Origin of the sequence: Pseudomonas sp. PSB18 (assembly GCF_014596565.1) — a bacterium.
Lineage (GTDB): Bacteria > Pseudomonadota > Gammaproteobacteria > Pseudomonadales > Pseudomonadaceae > Aquipseudomonas.
The window spans coordinates 11,626-29,073 of record NZ_NOIN01000013.1 but is presented as its reverse complement, the minus strand read 5'-3'; the positions used below and the strand labels follow the sequence as shown (position 1 = coordinate 29,073).

Sequence of the window (17,448 nt, the reverse complement as noted above, 5' to 3'; positions counted from 1 at the left end):
CCTCAAAGCCCAGCTCAGACACAAATGCGCCCGGTATCATTTAGGGACTCTCGATACGAAAAAGGTCTTGCTCAGCAAGACCTTTTTTACGCCAGGAGGCAGCGAACGCCCTGCCCTACCTCACCTCACCTCACCTCACCTCACCTCACCTCACCTCACCTCACCTCAACAATATCCAAAGCCCGATTCGCTAAAAGCTCACTCAACTCAATCACCTGCAAAATCCCCAACGCCACATGCCGCCTTGACCCATCCAGGTCAAACGCCAGATCGCTGATCATGGCATTCGCCGAAGCCAGGTTCTCACTCAGATTGGCAAGCAAACACTCCGAATCAACATCAGGCGCAATACGGAAAATGGTGTTGGGCTTGTCAGACGCTTCCTTCTCAGACGTAGGGTTCAGATAGAAATCCAAAGCCCGGGTGGCGGCATCATCAAGCTTCTTGTTACGAACAGACTGAACACGGGACACGGCTTCGTCTGTAGCTGGCGGGTTCGGTGTAATTTTGACCATGGTAAAGCTCCTAGAGTCTGTTGGAGCTACCACCATCCGCTGCGAAACGAAGTTAGGGTGGCAGCTGTACGCGGGTTCGCAGACCGGGACTCTAGGGACCGGCAGACCAAAGGTCTCCCACGCACAGCCACCTCTGACGAAATCACAGACATAGGCTATCTGCTTTCGAAGGTGACGTTGTGCGCCTATAGAGTCCGGGCTGCGAAACCCGATCACTGATGAGCAGTGACGGATTCAAACTACCGACGCGGCCCAAGGCACACAAGCCGGCGGATTCTGGCGTAGTTGTAGGCAATGGCGCAAGACGATGTCGGTCGTGGCTAGTCTCGTGGAGTCACGATAAACAGCGGGCCGGAAGGTGGCTGATACACAGCTATCGCGAGCAGGCTCGCTCCCACAGGGATTGGGGGTGGGCCAGGTGATCATGTTGCAGCGACGTAGCGTGCCATCCATCGTCAGGTGCTGTCTTTGTTGGGCCGCTGCTTATAAACGCCGAGCCATCAGGCATTGTTCTTTCCCCCAGGCCTCGAAGCGCTCCAACACTTCCCAGCCCAGCTTGGCGTAGTAATGACTCTGGCTGTGGGTGTGCAGGTACAAGGTGGAAAATCCAGTCTCCCTCGCATGAGCACAAATGCCTTCGATCAACTGCGCGGCGAGCCCTCTGCGTCGGGCTTCTGGTGCGATGTAGACGCATGCCAACCATGGCCCCAGTTCTGGCCGGTCGGGCAGGTCGTTGTCGGCCAGTGAGACGCCGCCCAGCAGTTGGCCTTGCTCCGTGGCGATCAGGCATTTCCAGCGACCATCGTGTTGCCCGGCCGAGAATTCGTGCTGCCAACTGGCGAGGGATTGTTGTGCGAATTCGTAGCTGAACTCCTGATAAAGCCATTCGGCCATCAGGTCGCATTTGTCCATGTGGTGACTGAGCCAATCCATTTGCAGCATGTGGGGCGTTCCTTGGGGGGGTTCTGGTGCCACTGGTGGGCAGTGGCTGGCCTCAAACTACCGACCCAACCCAAGGCGCACAAGCCCGGCGGATTCTGGCGCAGTTGCAGACAACGCTGCGAGAGTGTCGATTGAGGGGGTTGTCAGGGACATCAACGCGGCATGACCGTTGTTGGCCCCGATCCACGGCGAGTAGACTGCCTCACGGTATGCAGAACGCCACTCCACGGCGGCGTCGAACAGACGGCCAGCATGTCGTTGCTGGTGTACTGAAGGAGAAGAAGCATGAACCTACCGCCCGACGGGCTTCCCATCTACAGGGTGCTGACAGGCCCCGACGATGCTGCATTTTGTCATCGCGTCAGCGATGCCCTGAAAATGGGTTATGCGCTACACGGCGGTCCGGCCGTCACTTTCAATGGCGAGCGAACCATTGTCGCTCAAGCGATTATCTGGCCTTTGGGTTCAAGCACGACAGTGCCTTCTGACGAGACCAGATAGCACTAAAAAGCCATGATTCCATCCGGCAAATGGATTGGATCCAGGACTTGTCTCAAAGGGCGTAATGGGGCTATTTTGTGTTCGCATAAGAATATAGCCATTCGAAATTATGGCTGCAGCCCGGGTGCAAGCCACGCGATTCGTATCGAACAGGAAATTCGAACGCGACGCGCCACACCCATGGACGGGCTTGTGATTTGAACAACTGGGGCAGCGTTCCCCATGACAGTCTTCCTTATTCAAACGATCCGATTTTTTCGGATTGCTGCCAATGAAAATGTATGTGGGGTGGCCATTGAGCCACGAGCACACGGATGTTCATAACCTTGCGTTATTAGCCTGATAACGCAGTGGCTTACAGGGAGGTTGACATGCTGGATCGCCAACAGTTGGAAGCGTTTGCCTGTGTCATTGAGCATAAGAGTTTTGAACGCGCTGCCTCGGCGCTCAACATCACCAGCGGTGCCATTTCGCAACGAATAAAGTCGCTGGAAAACTCGCTTTCAACCATCCTGGTCATTCGCGAAAGACCGATCCATCCCACCTCAGCCGGCCAGGCCCTACTACAACATGTCTCGGCATTGCGTTCGCTGGAACATGATGTCCTGAGGCTGCTTTCGCGCAAGGGCAATACGAATTCAAAGATTGCCATTGGTGTACATCCCGACTCGCTCAACACCTGGTTCGCCCCGCTACTGATCGAGTTGATGCGGGCCGAACAGGTCTGTGTGGAAATCATTTCCGATGATCGTTGCTCCAGCCTGAACATTCTCAAACGCGGGGATGTCCAGGGTTGCGTTTCGGTGGTTGCCGAGCCCCTCGATGGGTTTGAAGTCCATCCGCTGGGGGTCATGGAATACAAATGCGTCAGTACACCTGACTATATGCACCGCTATCTGGCCCGGGGCCTGGGCACACATTCGCTGCTCGATGCGCCGGCGATCACCCGCGGGCGTAATGACACGCGCCATGCAGCCTTCCTCCGCGAACTGCTGGGTGTTTCGATCGAGCGCTTCCCCTGTCATTACTTGCCTTCATTGCCGATGGTCCAGGATGCGGTCCTGGCGGGGCTTGGTTACACGCTGATGCCTGCGGATGTCGCCGCGCCGCTGCTCGAAGAGGGGCAGTTGGTCGATCTGATGCCGCAAAACTGCTACAGGGAACCCCTGTATTGGCATGGCTGGATGAACCATTCAGTGGTCAAGGATCTGGTGGGAAGACGCATCATCGATACCGCCAGCAAGTCCCTTCAACCCACGCCCTGTTGAGCGATCCGCAACGCCGTCAAGGCTCGTTAAGCGTTACTGCCGTCGCTTTAAAAAATCTAACGTGCCGTTTGCCCGGCATGCTTGGGCGTAGACTCAAGTGACATCAAGACAGGGTGAGCGAGAGGGTTCGTCATCGTGAAAAGTACTGTATCGGATGCTTACCACGCACACCCCATGGCCCCCGATGCCACATTGAGATGTTTGACCGACGCCATGGGGAGCGATACCTGGCAACGGGTCCTGGCCCAACGCTTTTCCAGCCCGGATGATTGTGTCGCAGAGATATTCAATTCCCGTCGGCCGGGTGGCGCCTATCGCTGTACGCGCGGGGACGGAGTGCCGTTCGGCTGGGCCGTGTACTTTCGGTTTCACGAACGCGCCGGTTACGACGGCAGCATGAAGCTGGTCCTGCACAGTGAAGACGAAGACGCCAGTTCCACTGTGTTCGATGTGCTTTCCACGGCATGCGCTTCAAAGGGAATAGAGCAAGGCGTTCACACGCTGATCAGCGTGGTGGATAGCCATATGCAACACCATGCTTCATGGTTTTCCGACAGCCCCTTCCTGTTGGGCGGCGCAGTGGGCGCACGCGGAAATTCGATGCTGAACGTGTTTTACAGGAAGTTACTAGATGATTCGGCCGGCCACTCCCGATGATTTGCCCTCCATGGTGGAAACCTACAATCAGGCCATTGCCGACAAGGTCTTCGCCAACTGCGATGTCCCCCACGACTCGATTGAAAAGTTCAGGCTGACCTATTTTGGAAAAGATCGGCGCTTTGCCGTGCTTGTCTATCTATCGAGTGATGGCGATACGGTCGCGTGGGGTGCCCTGAAGCCATTTTCCGCCCGGCCCGACGACGAAACCATGGCGGAAGTCGCCGTGTATGTGCGGCGAGACATGCGCGCACGCGGGGTCGGTATTCGATTGTTGCAGGCCCTGGAGGTCTCGGCCCGGGAGGCAGGTTTCGAATCGTTGGTCGCCATTATCCTGGGGCCGAATCACGCCAGTGCCCGCGGGTGCAAGTCTCAGGGCTTTGCCGAATGTGTACGGATTCCTCGAATCGCAAGGCTGGAAAACAATCTGGTCGACATAGTCTGGCTACAGAAAAAAATGGAAGGGAATGCTCATGGTTTTGATCGTTGACGAGTCGTATCAGTTGGGAACCTTTCGTGACAACGAAGACTCCCTGCGCCGCCTGAAATCCCAGGCAGGCATTGCGCTGGACCTGGAGTTCGATCACTTGAGGCAAGCCGGCCTGTCCCAGGGACAACGGGTTCTGGATGTCGGCTGCGGTCCCGGCATCATCACCACCCAGATCGCGCTGCGTGCCCAGCCAAGCCGCCTGACGGCACTGGATTGCAACGAAACCAGTATCAGCGAAACGCGCAAGCAATTGTCCAGCGCCGGGATTGACGAAGCGCAGGTACGCCAATGCAACCTTTATGACGACAGCCTGACCGACCCCGGGCAGTTCGATTTCAGCTATGCGCGGATGGTTTTCCAGCACTTGTCGGACCCGTTGAGCGCCTTGCGCAATATCCACCGCAGCCTGGCCATCGGCGGGCGACTGTGTATCTGCGACATTGACGACCGGTGGTTCGGCGCGTCACCCCAGCCGCCCGAGCTGCAGTCCTTCCTCGCTCGCGTGGCCAGGGCTCAAGCCGCTCGCGGAGGCGATCGTCACGTCGGCAGCAAGCTGGCGAGTTACCTCGAAGAAACCGGCTACGGCGACATCCGCTGCAGCATGTTGCTGGTGTCCACCTCGCTGATCGGCGCGAGCGCCTTCTGCGACCTGGTCTTTGGCTACAAGATGGAAGTGATTCCAGAAGACGAGCTCGAACAGGCCCGACGCGAGATGGCCGTGATCACGCAAAGCATCGAGAGCCCGGGCGGCTGGGCGGGGATCGGCGTATTCTTCGTCTCTGGAGAAAAACAATAACTGAAAGGAATCGTGCACATGCCTGACAAAACCGAACCCAAACAGAAAATTGCTCCCACCGCGCGGATTGCATCGAGCGCGGTCCTGGAAGGCAATGTGTCCATCGGTGCCGGAACGGTCATTGGGCACGGCGCGGTCCTTGTCGCAGAAGGCGGCGCGCTGATGATCGGGGAGAACTGCATCGTCATGGAAAATGCAGTGATCCGCAGCACCGCCCATGACGACTGCCATATCGGCAATCACGTGATGGTGGGACCGCACTGCCATCTGACCGGTTGCCGCATCGAGGACGAGGTGTTTGTTGCAACCGGTGCGTCCGTCTTCAACGGCGCCCGCCTCGGCAAAGGCTCGGAGGTCCGCATCAATGGAGTGGTCCATATCAAGACCGTGCTGGAGGCAGGCACGACGGTGCAGATCGGCTGGATCGCCGTGGGTGATCCAGCGCAGCTCTTTTCCCCGGACCAGCATGATCGGATCTGGGACGTACAAAAGGACCTGGATTTCCCCCGCTACGTTTTCGGCGTCGACCGCGAAAGCGAAGGCGTCGTCAGGCAGATGATGGAGCGTTACGCACGCTTTCTGCGCAAGCAGCAGGTGGGCGATGAGTGATGTGCCCGGGGATATCGACGAACCGACGCTCATCGACGGCCATAGCCACGTCGCCTCCACACGTTTCACCCCGCTGAGTTTCCTGGAAGGGGTGGCCGATAACATCGAAGTGAAGCTGCGGGCCAGCGGATTCCCGGTTTCCCGATCGAGAATCATCGATCAGTTCCAGCGCGAATTGAGCGATCACCAGGGGGACGCCCAGATTGCCGCGATGGACAGGGCGGGAATCAGCCGCTCCGTCCTGCTGCTGCCGGACTTCTCTTTCGCGTTGCCGGACGTCGAACTGAGTATCGATGAGATGTTCCAGGAACACCGAGCCATTCTCCAGCGCCATGCCGGACGTTTCGACGTCTTTGCCGGCGTGGATCCACGCTGGGGACAGGACGGGCTCGACCTGTTCATCCGAGGCATCGAGGAGTACGGCTTCAGCGGCCTGAAGCTTTATCCACCTTGTGGATACCAGGCCGATGACCCGGCGCTGACGCCCTTCTACGAATACTGTGACGCTTATCGCCTGCCGGTATTGCTGCACATCGGGCCGACCTCCCCGGCGCTCTCCTTCGCTCCCGCCCAAGCGATGTGGGTGGACGAACCGGCGCGTCGCTACCGGAATATCCCCTTCATCCTCGCCCACGGGGCGGTCAACGATCAGGCTCAATGTATCCAACTCTGCAAGTACCGCCCCAACGTCTACCTGGACCTGAGTGGCGCCCAGCACGCAATAGATGCCCGGGGCAACGCCCCCGTGCTGACCACGCTGTTCCAGAGCGAGATCAATCACAAGATCATCTTTGGTACGGATTGGCCCATCAATAATCATGAGGCGATCAACAAACGACTGCGCGCGTTCATCGTCGACCCGGATCAGGGTATCGGCGCTGCCGATGTTCGCCTGCTGCTTTCGGGAAACATGCAACGTCTGCTCGACGGAATCACGCCACGCGGCCGGTGAGGAAGTGCATTGCGCTCTTGAGCGCAACGCACGGGCCCGCCCGGTCAAGCTCGCAGGTGGATCGGTTCCTCATCCTGTAAACGGTCGACAAAGAATGTACGAAAGGGTGAAGGGTGACGCAGGCTGCGTCCCTGTTGGATGAGCTGTCTTGCACGATCGAATTGCCGGGCCCGTATGGCCGCCTCGATCGTGGTCAGTTCCAGCAGATCACGTTGCGCATTGCTGCCGCCAATGGCCCGCACCGCCGGCAATATCTTGCTCAATAATTCCAGGGCACTGTCGTAGTCCTCTTGCTGGAAGGCAATCAGCCCCCGGCAAACGGTGCGAGTCACGTTGGCAATCATCGGAACCTTGGCATACGTCGCGTCGATACGTCGCAAGATGCGCTGCACCAGCACTTGGTGATTGGAGCTGGCCATCGCCATGATCGAATGCACATCGTTGAACCAGTACTGTGATTGATCGATGGACGGCATCCAGTATTGCGCCACTTCCTGCCACAGCTCGGAGACATCCACCCCCGTCAGCGACAAGCGCCACAACAGACTGACTGCGTCCAGATCCTCATATCCGTCGGGGTCGTTCTTGATCCTGATTTTCTGATGAAACGTCTGCAGGACCGCATCCGGGCGCTGCATGTAGAGATTGAACAGCGCGTGATGCCACCACAGGTGAATGCGCATGCAGAGGTTGTCGGCCCAATTACGCTCGGTGTCGTCCAGCCACTTCAGCGTTTGGGCGTACTGCCCACGCTCGTAGCCGACGTGACAGGCGGCATGGATCGCATAGATGTCCCGAGGGTTGATCGCCAGCGCGCACTCGGCCGCGATACTCGCGGCGTCATAGTCGCCGTTTTCCACCAGGGCAAAGGCTTCGATGCCCCGCACGTACCCATACAGCGGATGCGCGGGTTCCCAGAAGGGCCTTATCGCGACCACGGTTTCGCGCATCCGCTCGGTCCACCCCATGTTGAACTCGAGCATATGCACGCTGAACAAGGCCACGATGTCGCGCGGATGCTGGACCAACAGTTCGCGCCAGCAGGCGTGGGCCAGATCATAGTCCTGGTTGACCCAGTGATTGCAGGCCGCCAGATGCCCTCGCTCACGGGGGTTCAACTGTTCAGGGTCGAGACTGCCCAGCAGCAGCGTGGCCTGCTGGATCTGCCGGTCTTCCATGCTCGATAACCTGACGACACTTTCGATCAACCGAGAAATCGGGCAACGCACTTCGCGCCGCTGCAGGAGTGGGAGTGGATCGAACTCCATTCCAAGAATGCCCGTCAGGGCAGTCTCCAATTCGTCTGCTTCGGCGGCGTCCTGCACTCGCACAGGCACACCGCGAGAATCAATGAACTCGATCATAAAAAATCCTTCCCTGTGGGTCTCTGCGTCGACCTGGGCATGCTCAGGCGGCCAGTTCAGCGAGCCTGGCCGGGGTGATACCGTCGACCAGCGCGGCCGGGTTGATCTCGCGGTCGAGCCGCTCATGGACCAGGTTCAGTATCGCGATCAGCAGCATCGAGTTGCCTCCGGCGTCGAAGAAGTCCGCCTGGTCGGTTTGCGCCGGATGCTTGAGCACTTCGGCCCAAATGGCGTGGACCGTCGACAACGTATGGGTGTCGGTCGGAGTGTGCAGTTCCTGGGTTGGCATGTTCATGGGCATTCCTCCAGAGAGCGATATGGGATGAGTCACGGTTGATGTTTGTATTGAGCAAGCAGGTTGGCGCGCAGGTTGGGGGCATCGATCGAGAACAGGAATTTCTGGTCCTCGGCCGGCGTGTTCTGTCGGGCATAGTCGACGTAGTTGATTAACGTATCTGCCGAGAAGCAGTGCCCGCAGCGCGCCACGTTATCCAGGTACAGCTGCCGGCGCGAAAACCCGAGACGGGTTTCCTTGAGCTGCGTCACTGGACGGAAGATGTTGTTGCAAAACACTTTGCTGACATCGGCCAGGGTTACCGCGCTAGCCTCCAGTACGTCAGTCAGGATGCGCCCGTAAAGCTCAGGCTCGTCTTTTCCGTGATTGGAGGTGATCGGATCCTGGCTGACACCGAAACGCGCGGACACTATTTCCAGGCCCGGCCCATCGCAACGGGTCACCAGGCAACTGGCCGCCGAATCGCTGAGCAAGGCGAAGTTGTTGAAGCGTATGGACTCGTCGTAGACCTTGTCGGCGGTGATGATCAGGATGTTGTTGTAGATCCCGCTGCGCACCATGCTTTCAGCCATCACGATCGCACTCATGAAACTGATGCAGTTGTTCAGCGTGATGCCGATGGGAAACGCTTTCTTCAGTTCCAGACGTTCATAGAGTCGAACGTTGTAATTGATGTACTCGATCTCGTTTCCGGGAAAACAGGTCGAGCAGAACATGACGAAATCGACATCGTCCGAAGATACGCGGCTCTGGGCCAGGGTCTGGCGAGCGGACCTGATGCCCAGGTCGAATATATCGCCGTCGGTCTTGAAGTAACTTCCCCAGCCAAATACCGAGGGTTCATCCGGATAACCAAAGCGATCAAGCATATTCTTGAAGTCAGGCACATCGTGATAAGGACGTTCGACTTCACCCAAGGCGTAGGAACAAGCGTCAATCATTATGCGCATGCGCATTCGTCCTTATACAGAACAGGGCCGGAGACGATCCGGCCCGAGAGTGATCAGGCAGGGATGAACGGCTCGCCCAGCATGTTCTTTTCGCGAATGCGGTTATGGGTATAGCGGTTCTCGCCCGACACCACGACAGCGCCGTAGTTTTCGAGGCTGACCTCTCCACCGAACTCGTGGAGCATGTCGGTATCGGGGTGGATGAGCACCTCTGGTGGCACGTAGCGAGCGGAATAGCCCAGGCGCATCTTGTCGGTCAGGCCCAGGTGCGGAAGCGAGGAATGCAGCACCGTCGACCAGAAAATCACGCATTCGCCGGCTTTCATCTCGAAGTAGACCGCTTTCGACTCGTCAGGCTTCCAATCCGGATCGACTTGCAGATCGCGGTAGTCGTAACCCCACAACCCACGACGAACACCGTCCTTGACGAGGTCGTTGTTTTTTTCCGGATTGAATATCAGGCGCTTATCTTCGTCGTAATGCATCATGTTGTGGGTGCCGGGGACGATCGCCATACAGGCCGTGTCTTTCATCGTGTCGGTGAAAGCGGTCCAGGCGGTCAGCGTCCCGCGACGCCCCGAGTCATCGGGCCAGATGATATGAGGACGCCCCGCCACCCCAGCGAAGGTGTTTGCCTGGTGCCAGTCGGTCCCGGCATCGCCCGGGTACTTCGAGAAGAACTCGGTGCGCCAGCACAGCAAGTCTTTGCCCATGAGACTACGCACTTTATGTACGATCTTGGGGTTACAAACGTGTTGACCGAGAAAAGGAATATCCAGATGCCGGTCATAGTTGGCGAGGTTATTACTGCCTGAGTTGGAGATGGTATTGTCGGAATAAACCGCATTGCTGCGATCCAGTGTCTGCAGGCGCACCGTTCGCCATTGCCGTTCCATCTCTTCAGGCTCGTAGACCTTGAACGGCTTTACGTATCCATTCTTGAAGAAAAAAGCAATTTCCTCATCGCTAAGTCCGAAGTCTTCTTTTAACGCGTCCAAGGTAAATCTCCTTGCCTTCTCAGTGTGGAAGATCAATGTTTGCGTGACGACTCAGTTGAATACGCAAGTTTCGTATCGGGACGATATGTTCTTGCGCTGCAGCTTCAGGTTCCGGGTCAGCAAACCGTTCTCGGCGGTGAACGGCTCGGTGGACAGGAAATAGTTGCGTATCGGTACGCTGGCACCGACGTTGTAATCGCTGATGGTTTTTTCAATCAGTTGCCGGGCGCTCGAATCGATCTGTTCGACCACCAGCAACATCCCCAGGTGAGGCCGGCGAGCACCCAGCGCGACGGCATACTGCACACAAGGCAGGCTGTTGAATGATTGTTCGACGGCCGTGGGGTGAATTTTCTGGCCACCCGAGGTGATGATCGTGTCGTTCTTGCGCCCCTCGATGAAAATAAAGCCCTCATCGTCGATGCGACCGACGTCGCCCGTGGCGATCGCGACCTCATCCCGATACACCGCTTGCTCGACGTCAACAGGCTGGTCCACATAACCGCAGGTCAACCGTTGACTCGACCTGAGTAGAATTTCCCCGTCACTTTCCAGCGTCACGCTGCCTGGAACCAGCGCCCGTCCCACCGAACCGGGCCGGTTATGCTGGAGGGTGTTGACGGCGATCGGGCCGTACTCCGTCATGCCATAGGCTTCGAGCAGCGGCAGCCCGCCAGCGCGATATCCCTCCAGGATGACCGACGGCAGCGCAGCCATGCCACTCCACATCTGCCGCATGCCCGTACCGAACAACTCGCGCAGCTTTTCCCCGCGTCCATCCGCCAGGCGCCACATCGAGTCATAAAAAAGCGGAGGAGCCAGAAACAGGCTGGGGGATGTTTGCTTCAGGGCCTGCATGACGTTCTGCATGTCACTGAGAACAATATCGATGCCGGTATCGATGCAGCCGTAGATCAACAACTTCTGCTGATAATTGGAAAGGGGCAGGAAGATCAGGAAACTGTCGTCTTGTCGGGCATCGATGGCTGAAAAAAACTGCCGGGCATTCAGCAGGACGGTCGCATTATTGACGCGAATCTTCTTCTCTTTGCCGCTCGTCCCGGACGAAAAAATAATGGGCCCCGCGACCGGGGCGAATGCATTCGAACAGGCCGGGTTGCGGAACAGGCTCATCCCCTGCAGTGTTCCAATGGGCTCCCACGAACCGGTGTCCACCTCATCTCTGTGCAAGGCGCTGACCAGCAGAAAGGCAATGTTCTGCAGGCCGATGTCGGCCAGGGCGCTCCCCGCGGTTTTCTCGGGAACCTGCAGGGCGATACAGCCGATATTCAACAAGGCGAGATCCAGCAAAAAAGCCGCCTTGCCGTTCTCGGCGACCATCGCGACCTGCATGCCCGCCTCCAGGCCAAACTCGCCGAGCCGCTGCGAGACAAGCGAAACAGCCTGGTGCAAGTCAGAGAACCGGACACGCTCCATTTCACTACGTCCGTGAAACACAACCGTGTTGCGCGGGTTCTCTTTCAACTTTGAAATCAGTGTTTGCAGTCCTTCACTCACGCTGCTCGCTCCTGCGTCCGATGTCATCGGTGGTCAGAGCCTACTACCGGCAACCGCGCTCGTGGCGTTGCGTTAGGTTTTTGCAGTGGCCTTTAGTTTTGCTAACGCAAGTTGCGGAGCGTGTCGGGGCCTGGGTATTTTCAGGCGTCCTCGTAGCGCCTTTCAGCCGATCATGAAGGCGATGGCCTGCGGTTTTTCTCGAGGAAATCGTTCGACGGTCCATGCTTTCGTCACTCACCGGTCACGCGATTGGCCCCACCGGAGTTCCATTCATGTCGTCGCGAAACTTGCTGTTCTACGGTGTCGTAGCGCTTTCCACGGCTTGTGACCAGGCTGTACTGACCGGCGTGATCTGGATGTCGCTCAAACTGTCCGGTTCGAGCGTCCCCCTGGGTGTCGTCCTGTGCCTCTCGGTGGCTGTACCGTTCGCGCTGGACCTGCTGAGCCGAGGGCGAGCGGCCAACATCGGCGCTGCCTGGCTGGTCGCGTTGCGGGTCTCCGCCTTTGTCATTGCGGCACTCTTTGCCTGGTTTGGACTGGCCACGGTTCTCGGTGTATTCCTGCTGATCGCATTGATGGTGGGTACGGTCGACTTCCTTACCGCCAGCTCCCTGGAAATCGAGAATACCCGCCGGGTCGTCGCCGGCTGGCTACCGGCGGACGATGCCGCGCGTTATATGCAAACCGCCATCCAGGTCGGTGGCTTCACGGGCTCGTTGGCCGGAGGAGCGCTGTTGGGCCTGCTCGATGATTCGGTCTTTCTGATCGCCGTGGCACTGACGGGCGCGGCCCTCAGCCCGGTCTTGCTGGCTGGCAGGATGAAACGTAGCGTAGCGATCGAGACGCCGGGCCCTGCGCCCACGCAGACCAGGAAACACCCTGACGATACCTTCGAAATGCCTTACGGCTGGATGGCCTGCCTTGGGCTGATTGCCCTGCATATCGGCGCATTCAACAGCATGATGCCCGTCGTCTATCAGCAAGTTAACCATTGGAGCCCCACCAGTTTCGGCATCGCTTCCGGCGTCGCGGGCATCGGGGCTTTCCTGGCCGCGCTGATGCCGCTGGGCAAACATCGCCTGGTGATGTTCGCGACCTGTCTGATCGTGGTCGACGCGCTGATGGTCCTGGCGCCCCAAGTGCTGCTATCGCTGGTCGGGGCGTTTCTGGTCGGATTCGTCACCAACCACCTGCGAATCGCCGTTCGCAGCCAATTGATGCGCTGCGCGAACAACGATGCCCAGGCGGCATTGGTGGGCAGTCGCAGCACGTTCTGTGCGTACTCGATGCAGGCCACCGGCCCTTTGTTATTGACCTTTGCAACCTCTGCATCGGTCTTCGGCCCGGCATCCGGCCCAGGGCTGATGATCGGCACCGGCCTGGTCACCGCCATTGGGCTGCTGGGGCTGGCTCAGTTGCGTCGAGCCTCGCAGCCCGTTCCGCTGGCGCGTTTATGATTGATTGACGGAGGCACCCGATGAGTTCCACAGACCTTGAAACCGATCGAAACACCGTACTCGCACAGATCTACCAATTGATGAAGGAAGTGGCGCCCCAGAGCGTCCAGGTCAACCCTGAGTTGTCTTTTCTCGAAGCAGGTGTTGACTCGATGAAGCTGATGCTCCTGGTGACGCGCCTGGAAGACGCCTTTCAAATCGAGTTCGAAACCGACCATCTGGCCCCCCAGTTCCTGGGCAGCCCGGCGTCCGTCGCCGGGCTTCTCCTGAACCACTACCTGACTGCCTAGGCCAAGGATTGCCCGTCATGGAAGAACAACAGTTCCCCTACGATGTACATCTGTACGACCGGCGTTTCCTCAACTGCTTCCAGCGTCATGCCGTTGTGTTCATGAAGCGCCTGGGCATTGAAGTGGACTGGCTTTTTTATAACGCGCTGCCTGCGGTGGACGACATCTTCCAGCAAATGGTGGTGGAGAACAAAGCCAAGTACGCGCTGCAAAGCCCCTATTTCGCCGCCGACGACCTGGCGCTGCTGGGCGTACGTTTTCACGAGCGCAAAGCCGAGCGCCTGGATGATCTGCTGCCCGTCATCCATCAGCAGATCCAGGCTTACGGCTGCGCCTTCCTGTCGGGGGATGTGTATTACTTTGCCCACTGTCCCGAATACCGCAGCTCACATGCCCAGCACGTTGTCGTGCTGCGCCAGGCCAATACCGATGGCAGCTGGGACATCGTCGATGACAACCCCGCCAGCGTGCTGTGCGAGTACCGATACCCCCAGGAGGTGCTTGATCAGTTCTTCCAGAATGAGGGCAGTCGGCGAATGTTTTGCCTGGAATGGACGCCGACTCAACAACACGATGTCGACGCGGCATTCCGACAGCGGCATCAGGCATTCCTGGATAACTTCCAGGCGCAACCCTGGTTCTACGCCCACCTGGAACAGCTGCTCGACAATCCCCTGGCCTGCAACACGACCAAGTTTCGCGCGCTGCATGATGTGTTCACGCTCCTGGCCGGCTCCCGCCATTGCTTTGCCCGGTACCTGTCGATGACGGGTGTACCCGAGGCGACCATAGAACGGGTCGAGCGGTTTGCCAAAGAAGCCGGCGTGCTCAAAGGCTTGATGGTCATGGCGCAAATTACCGGCAAGGTTCGTCGCCGCGACCTGATCGACCGTTGCGCCGCCCTGGAAGGACTGGAAGCCGAATACCTCGGCGATCTGCGTTCGCAGCATCAACGAAGAATGGCCCAGGCCTGACAGGACCGCTCGCGCCGGGGGGCGCCGCCAATGCTGCCTGTCAGCCGGGGCCGAAGCCAGGCGGACAGCGCTCCCCGATACCCGGATCGTTCAACCCAACGTATTCAGGCACACCACCTTCGGCTGGGTCATTTCCTCATAGGCAAACCGCACCCCTTCCCGCCCCAGGCTGCCGTATTTGGAGCCGCCGAATGGCATGGCGTCGAAGCGGAAGTCCGAGGAGTCGTTGATCATTACGCCTCCGGCCTCGATTCGCCGTGCAGCGCTCATGGCGGTGGTCAGGTCGTTGGTGAAGATCCCAGCATGCAAGCTGTACTCAGGTTCGTTGGCCAATTCCACCGCTTCATCAAACGTCTCGAAAGGCTGTAACACCACCACCGGGGCGAAGACTTCGTTGCGCCACAGGCGACTGGCGTGGTCGACGTTTTCCAGGACGGTGGCGGCGTAGCAGGCGCCTTGGCGGCGGTGGCCGCAGAGTAAGGTGGCGCCTTCTTGCAGGGCCTCGTTCACCACGTGCTCGGCATTTTGTGCGGCTTGCGGGGTGATCATCGGGCCGATGTCGGTGTCGGCCAGCAAGGGATTGCCCACCACCAGCGCTTGGGCCTGGCTGACGAAACGTTCGCGGAAGGCTGCGTAGATCGGAGCCTGGATCAGCAGGCGTTGGGTGCCGATGCAGTTCTGGCCGGCGGCCCAGAAGGCGCCGGACAGGCAACTTTCAACGGCCGCGTCGAGGTCGCAATCGCCCATGACGATGACCGGTGCGTTGCCGCCCAGGTCCATGGCGAGTTTCTTCAGGCCGGCGGTGCGGGCGATTTGTTCGCCGGTGACGAAGCCGCCGGTGAAGGAGATCATGCGCACCTCGCGGGCGGCGACCAGGGCTTTGCCGAGTTCGGCGCGGCCGGTGGCGACGGTGACCACGGATTCAGGCAAACCCGCCGAAACCAGATACGAGACCAATTTCAGCGCCGACAACGGCGTCAGCTCGGACGGTTTGAGAATCACCGCGTTGCCGCCGGCAATGGCTGGGCCGAGTTTGTGGGCCACCAGGTTCAGCGGGTCGTTGTAGGGCGTGATGGCAACGATCAGGCCCAGGGGCTCGCGGGAGAACCAGCCCTGGCGCGATTCGGCGCCGTCATAGGCATCGAACGGCACCACTTCTCCGGCGTTGCGCCGGGCTTCTTCGGCGGACAACTTGAGGGTGTTGATGCAGCGTTTGACTTCCTTTTCGGCCTGCTTGAGGGTCTTGCCGGCTTCATCGACGATCAGCCGGGCAAACGCCTGGGCGTCGCGCTGGATGTTCGATGCCGCCTGCTCGAGGATGCTGGCGCGGCGATGACGGGGAAGCGCGGCGCAGGTGCGCGCGCCGCTGCGGCCGGTCGCCAGCAACTGCGAGACCTGGGAGGCGCAGACATCCGCGACGGTGCCGACGACGCTGCCGTCAAAGGGGTTGAGGACGTCGATGTGCGCTTGCGTCACAGCCAGGGCCAGTCGAGATACGTTCATGGGTTACTCCTGGTTGCGCACGGCAGACTGGTGGATGGCGATGATGTCCGAGAGCAGCGCAAACGCCGTTTCCGTGCGCCCGGCTCCAGGGCCGGACACCGTCACGGCGCCGAGCAGTTCGGAGGTGAACGACACGGCGTTGATGGCGCCGCTCACGCCGGCGAGCGGATGATCGTGGCTCAACAGGCGCGGTTCGACGCTGGCGCTGATCGAGCCGTTGGCGTGTCGGCTGGCGGCGCCGATGAGTTTCCAGCAGGCGCCGTCCTGGCGGGCTTTTTCGATGTCGCCGAGGTCAAGGGAGGAAATCCCTTTGCAGCTGACATCGCTGACTTTCAGCTTGGCGTCGAGCAGTTCGTTCGCCAGGATCACCACTTTGAGGCGCACGTCGTGTCCTTCGACATCCGCGGTCGGATCGGCTTCGGCATAGCCCAGCGCTTGTGCCTTGCTGACCGCTTCGGCAAACCCCAGTCCGTTTTCCATGCAAGTGAGGACGAAATTGGAGGTGCCGTTGAGGATGCCCTCGAAACCCGTCATCGCACTGCCGGCCAGCGACTGCTTGGCGACGCGAATGACCGGCGTGCCGCTCATCACCGAGCCTTCGTATTCAAAGGCGACGTTGTTGCGGCGGGCCAGTGCTTTCAGCTCGGCGCCATGCAGGGCAATCGGTCCCTTGTTGGTGGTGACGACGTGCTTGCCGCCTTCCAGGGCCCAGCGGCAGAACGACGTAGCGGGCTCGCCGTCCACCGGGTTGGTGAAGGTAGCTTCGGCGATGATGTCCGCGCCGCTCTCTTTGATCACGGCTTCATTGAGGGCTTCGGCGTTGCCACCCGGCCATTGCGCGAAGGCACCCTTGGTCGCCGGCAGCTTGGCCAGCAGTGCGGCGTCCAGGCCTTCGCGGCCCATGACCGAGCCAAGGAACAGGTCGGTCACGCCGACGATTTTCAGGGTGAAACCCAGTTCGGTTTTCCAGCGGTCGTTACGCTCGGCGATCAATTGCGCCAATGCCCGATTCACACCGCCGAAGCCGACCAGCGCCAGTTTGTATTCAGTCATTTTTGTTGTGTCCCTTGATCCGGGTGATGAGGTGGTTGGATCTAGGTTAGGGGGGTGGGCTGGGCAGTGAAATATGCCAATTTGCTCTATTTTATGGGCGTTTTGACCAGGGATTTGTCTGGGTCGATCAGGCGCGGAACGCGGAGCGTCCCTGGCGGCATTCCCACGCGGGAGCGTGGGAACGATCAACAGACACATAGCCCCTGTGGGAGCGAGCCTGCTCGCGATAGGGCCAGGGCAGTCAACATCGAAGTCGGCTGGTCTACCGCTATCGCGAGCAGGCTCGCTCCCACAGGGCTTATGTGTCCGCTTCTAC

At 59.2% G+C, this 17,448-nt stretch carries 19 protein-coding genes; 10 read left to right on the top strand and 9 right to left on the bottom strand.

Features of this window, described 5'->3' with window-relative positions; translation table 11 throughout:
- Positions 1-155: 155 nt before the first annotated feature.
- Positions 156-515 carry a DUF6124 family protein gene (locus tag CGA22_RS23750; RefSeq protein ID WP_041022314.1) on the bottom strand — a complete coding sequence of 120 codons (360 nt, stop codon included), beginning with the start codon at positions 513-515 and terminating at the stop codon, positions 156-158.
- A gap of 483 nt (positions 516-998) precedes the next feature.
- Positions 999-1,457, bottom strand: a complete 459-nt coding sequence (locus CGA22_RS23745; protein ID WP_041022315.1) for a GNAT family N-acetyltransferase — start codon at positions 1,455-1,457, stop codon at positions 999-1,001.
- 285 nt (positions 1,458-1,742) lie between these two features.
- Here CGA22_RS23745 and CGA22_RS23740 point away from each other — a divergent pair, with 285 nt between their 5' ends.
- The 7 genes from CGA22_RS23740 (at position 1,743) to CGA22_RS23710 (ending at position 6,730) form a co-directional block, all read left to right on the top strand.
- Entirely contained in the window at positions 1,743-1,958 is a 216-nt protein-coding gene (locus CGA22_RS23740) for a DUF1737 domain-containing protein (RefSeq protein WP_041022316.1), read from the top strand.
- Between the two features lie 371 nt (positions 1,959-2,329).
- Entirely contained in the window at positions 2,330-3,226 is an 897-nt protein-coding gene (gene argP / locus CGA22_RS23735) for an HTH-type transcriptional regulator ArgP (protein ID WP_041022317.1), read from the top strand.
- A gap of 174 nt (positions 3,227-3,400) precedes the next feature.
- Positions 3,401-3,883: a hypothetical protein gene (locus CGA22_RS23730; protein WP_177329251.1), complete on the top strand. Its 483-nt coding sequence runs from the start codon at positions 3,401-3,403 to the stop codon at positions 3,881-3,883.
- Positions 3,858-4,373: a GNAT family N-acetyltransferase gene (locus CGA22_RS23725; protein WP_024780084.1), complete on the top strand. Its 516-nt coding sequence runs from the start codon at positions 3,858-3,860 to the stop codon at positions 4,371-4,373. The genes CGA22_RS23730 and CGA22_RS23725 overlap by 26 nt, the downstream gene beginning before the upstream one ends.
- A complete protein-coding gene (locus tag CGA22_RS23720) occupies positions 4,357-5,169 on the top strand; it encodes a class I SAM-dependent methyltransferase (protein ID WP_177329252.1) in 813 nt (270 codons plus the stop codon). The genes CGA22_RS23725 and CGA22_RS23720 overlap by 17 nt, the downstream gene beginning before the upstream one ends.
- 18 nt (positions 5,170-5,187) lie before the next feature.
- Positions 5,188-5,778, top strand: coding sequence for a gamma carbonic anhydrase family protein (locus CGA22_RS23715; protein WP_041022319.1), 591 nt, complete (start codon positions 5,188-5,190; stop codon positions 5,776-5,778).
- On the top strand, positions 5,771-6,730 hold the full coding sequence (locus tag CGA22_RS23710; protein ID WP_052435114.1) for an amidohydrolase family protein: 960 nt from the start codon (positions 5,771-5,773) through the stop codon (positions 6,728-6,730). Before CGA22_RS23715 ends, CGA22_RS23710 begins: the two co-directional genes overlap by 8 nt.
- A 44-nt stretch (positions 6,731-6,774) precedes the next feature.
- On the opposite strand, the gene CGA22_RS23705 is transcribed toward CGA22_RS23710, so the two are convergent.
- Genes CGA22_RS23705 through CGA22_RS23685 form a run of 5 tightly spaced genes read right to left on the bottom strand, consistent with a single transcriptional unit; the run spans position 6,775 to position 11,855 of the window.
- Positions 6,775-8,094 (bottom strand): tetratricopeptide repeat protein, encoded by a 1,320-nt coding sequence (locus CGA22_RS23705; RefSeq protein WP_041022320.1) that lies wholly within the window; start codon positions 8,092-8,094, stop codon positions 6,775-6,777.
- Positions 8,095-8,137: 43 nt separating this feature from the next.
- Positions 8,138-8,389 (bottom strand): acyl carrier protein, encoded by a 252-nt coding sequence (locus tag CGA22_RS23700; protein WP_041022321.1) that lies wholly within the window; start codon positions 8,387-8,389, stop codon positions 8,138-8,140.
- Between the two features lie 32 nt (positions 8,390-8,421).
- On the bottom strand, positions 8,422-9,339 hold the full coding sequence (locus tag CGA22_RS23695; protein WP_041022322.1) for a hypothetical protein: 918 nt from the start codon (positions 9,337-9,339) through the stop codon (positions 8,422-8,424).
- A 53-nt stretch (positions 9,340-9,392) separates the two neighbouring features.
- Positions 9,393-10,337, bottom strand: a complete 945-nt coding sequence (locus CGA22_RS23690) for a chlorinating enzyme (RefSeq protein ID WP_041022323.1) — start codon at positions 10,335-10,337, stop codon at positions 9,393-9,395.
- A 51-nt stretch (positions 10,338-10,388) separates the two neighbouring features.
- Positions 10,389-11,855, bottom strand: coding sequence for an AMP-binding protein (locus CGA22_RS23685; RefSeq protein ID WP_041022324.1), 1,467 nt, complete (start codon positions 11,853-11,855; stop codon positions 10,389-10,391).
- 272 nt (positions 11,856-12,127) lie between these two features.
- Between CGA22_RS23685 and CGA22_RS23680 the strand changes: the two genes are divergently transcribed.
- Genes CGA22_RS23680 through CGA22_RS23670 form a run of 3 tightly spaced genes read left to right on the top strand, consistent with a single transcriptional unit; the run spans position 12,128 to position 14,576 of the window.
- Positions 12,128-13,312 (top strand): hypothetical protein, encoded by a 1,185-nt coding sequence (locus CGA22_RS23680; RefSeq protein WP_041022325.1) that lies wholly within the window; start codon positions 12,128-12,130, stop codon positions 13,310-13,312.
- 20 nt (positions 13,313-13,332) lie between these two features.
- Positions 13,333-13,602 (top strand): acyl carrier protein, encoded by a 270-nt coding sequence (locus tag CGA22_RS23675; RefSeq protein ID WP_024780075.1) that lies wholly within the window; start codon positions 13,333-13,335, stop codon positions 13,600-13,602.
- Positions 13,603-13,619: 17 nt separating this feature from the next.
- Positions 13,620-14,576 (top strand): hypothetical protein, encoded by a 957-nt coding sequence (locus tag CGA22_RS23670; RefSeq protein WP_041022326.1) that lies wholly within the window; start codon positions 13,620-13,622, stop codon positions 14,574-14,576.
- Between the two features lie 90 nt (positions 14,577-14,666).
- On the opposite strand, the gene CGA22_RS23665 is transcribed toward CGA22_RS23670, so the two are convergent.
- Together CGA22_RS23665 and CGA22_RS23660 are read right to left on the bottom strand one after the other, a co-directional pair.
- Positions 14,667-16,079, bottom strand: a complete 1,413-nt coding sequence (locus tag CGA22_RS23665) for an aldehyde dehydrogenase family protein (protein ID WP_041022327.1) — start codon at positions 16,077-16,079, stop codon at positions 14,667-14,669.
- A 3-nt stretch (positions 16,080-16,082) separates the two neighbouring features.
- Positions 16,083-17,132 (bottom strand): homoserine dehydrogenase, encoded by a 1,050-nt coding sequence (locus tag CGA22_RS23660; protein WP_188258726.1) that lies wholly within the window; start codon positions 17,130-17,132, stop codon positions 16,083-16,085.
- Positions 17,133-17,448: the final 316 nt, after the last annotated feature.

What these genes read in the sequence shown, in the direction of transcription:
- CGA22_RS23750 (WP_041022314.1), bottom strand. Translation starts at nt 515, where the DNA reads ATGGTCAAAATTACACCGAACCCGCCAGCTACAGACGAAGCCGTGTCC.
- CGA22_RS23745 (WP_041022315.1), bottom strand. Translation starts at nt 1,457, where the DNA reads ATGCTGCAAATGGATTGGCTCAGTCACCACATGGACAAATGCGACCTG.
- CGA22_RS23740 (WP_041022316.1), top strand. Translation starts at nt 1,743, where the DNA reads ATGAACCTACCGCCCGACGGGCTTCCCATCTACAGGGTGCTGACAGGC.
- argP (WP_041022317.1), top strand. Translation starts at nt 2,330, where the DNA reads ATGCTGGATCGCCAACAGTTGGAAGCGTTTGCCTGTGTCATTGAGCAT.
- CGA22_RS23730 (WP_177329251.1), top strand. Translation starts at nt 3,401, where the DNA reads ATGGCCCCCGATGCCACATTGAGATGTTTGACCGACGCCATGGGGAGC.
- CGA22_RS23725 (WP_024780084.1), top strand. Translation starts at nt 3,858, where the DNA reads ATGATTCGGCCGGCCACTCCCGATGATTTGCCCTCCATGGTGGAAACC.
- CGA22_RS23720 (WP_177329252.1), top strand. Translation starts at nt 4,357, where the DNA reads ATGGTTTTGATCGTTGACGAGTCGTATCAGTTGGGAACCTTTCGTGAC.
- CGA22_RS23715 (WP_041022319.1), top strand. Translation starts at nt 5,188, where the DNA reads ATGCCTGACAAAACCGAACCCAAACAGAAAATTGCTCCCACCGCGCGG.
- CGA22_RS23710 (WP_052435114.1), top strand. Translation starts at nt 5,771, where the DNA reads ATGAGTGATGTGCCCGGGGATATCGACGAACCGACGCTCATCGACGGC.
- CGA22_RS23705 (WP_041022320.1), bottom strand. Translation starts at nt 8,094, where the DNA reads ATGATCGAGTTCATTGATTCTCGCGGTGTGCCTGTGCGAGTGCAGGAC.
- CGA22_RS23700 (WP_041022321.1), bottom strand. Translation starts at nt 8,389, where the DNA reads ATGAACATGCCAACCCAGGAACTGCACACTCCGACCGACACCCATACG.
- CGA22_RS23695 (WP_041022322.1), bottom strand. Translation starts at nt 9,339, where the DNA reads ATGCGCATAATGATTGACGCTTGTTCCTACGCCTTGGGTGAAGTCGAA.
- CGA22_RS23680 (WP_041022325.1), top strand. Translation starts at nt 12,128, where the DNA reads ATGTCGTCGCGAAACTTGCTGTTCTACGGTGTCGTAGCGCTTTCCACG.
- CGA22_RS23675 (WP_024780075.1), top strand. Translation starts at nt 13,333, where the DNA reads ATGAGTTCCACAGACCTTGAAACCGATCGAAACACCGTACTCGCACAG.
- CGA22_RS23670 (WP_041022326.1), top strand. Translation starts at nt 13,620, where the DNA reads ATGGAAGAACAACAGTTCCCCTACGATGTACATCTGTACGACCGGCGT.
- CGA22_RS23665 (WP_041022327.1), bottom strand. Translation starts at nt 16,079, where the DNA reads ATGAACGTATCTCGACTGGCCCTGGCTGTGACGCAAGCGCACATCGAC.
- CGA22_RS23660 (WP_188258726.1), bottom strand. Translation starts at nt 17,132, where the DNA reads ATGACTGAATACAAACTGGCGCTGGTCGGCTTCGGCGGTGTGAATCGG.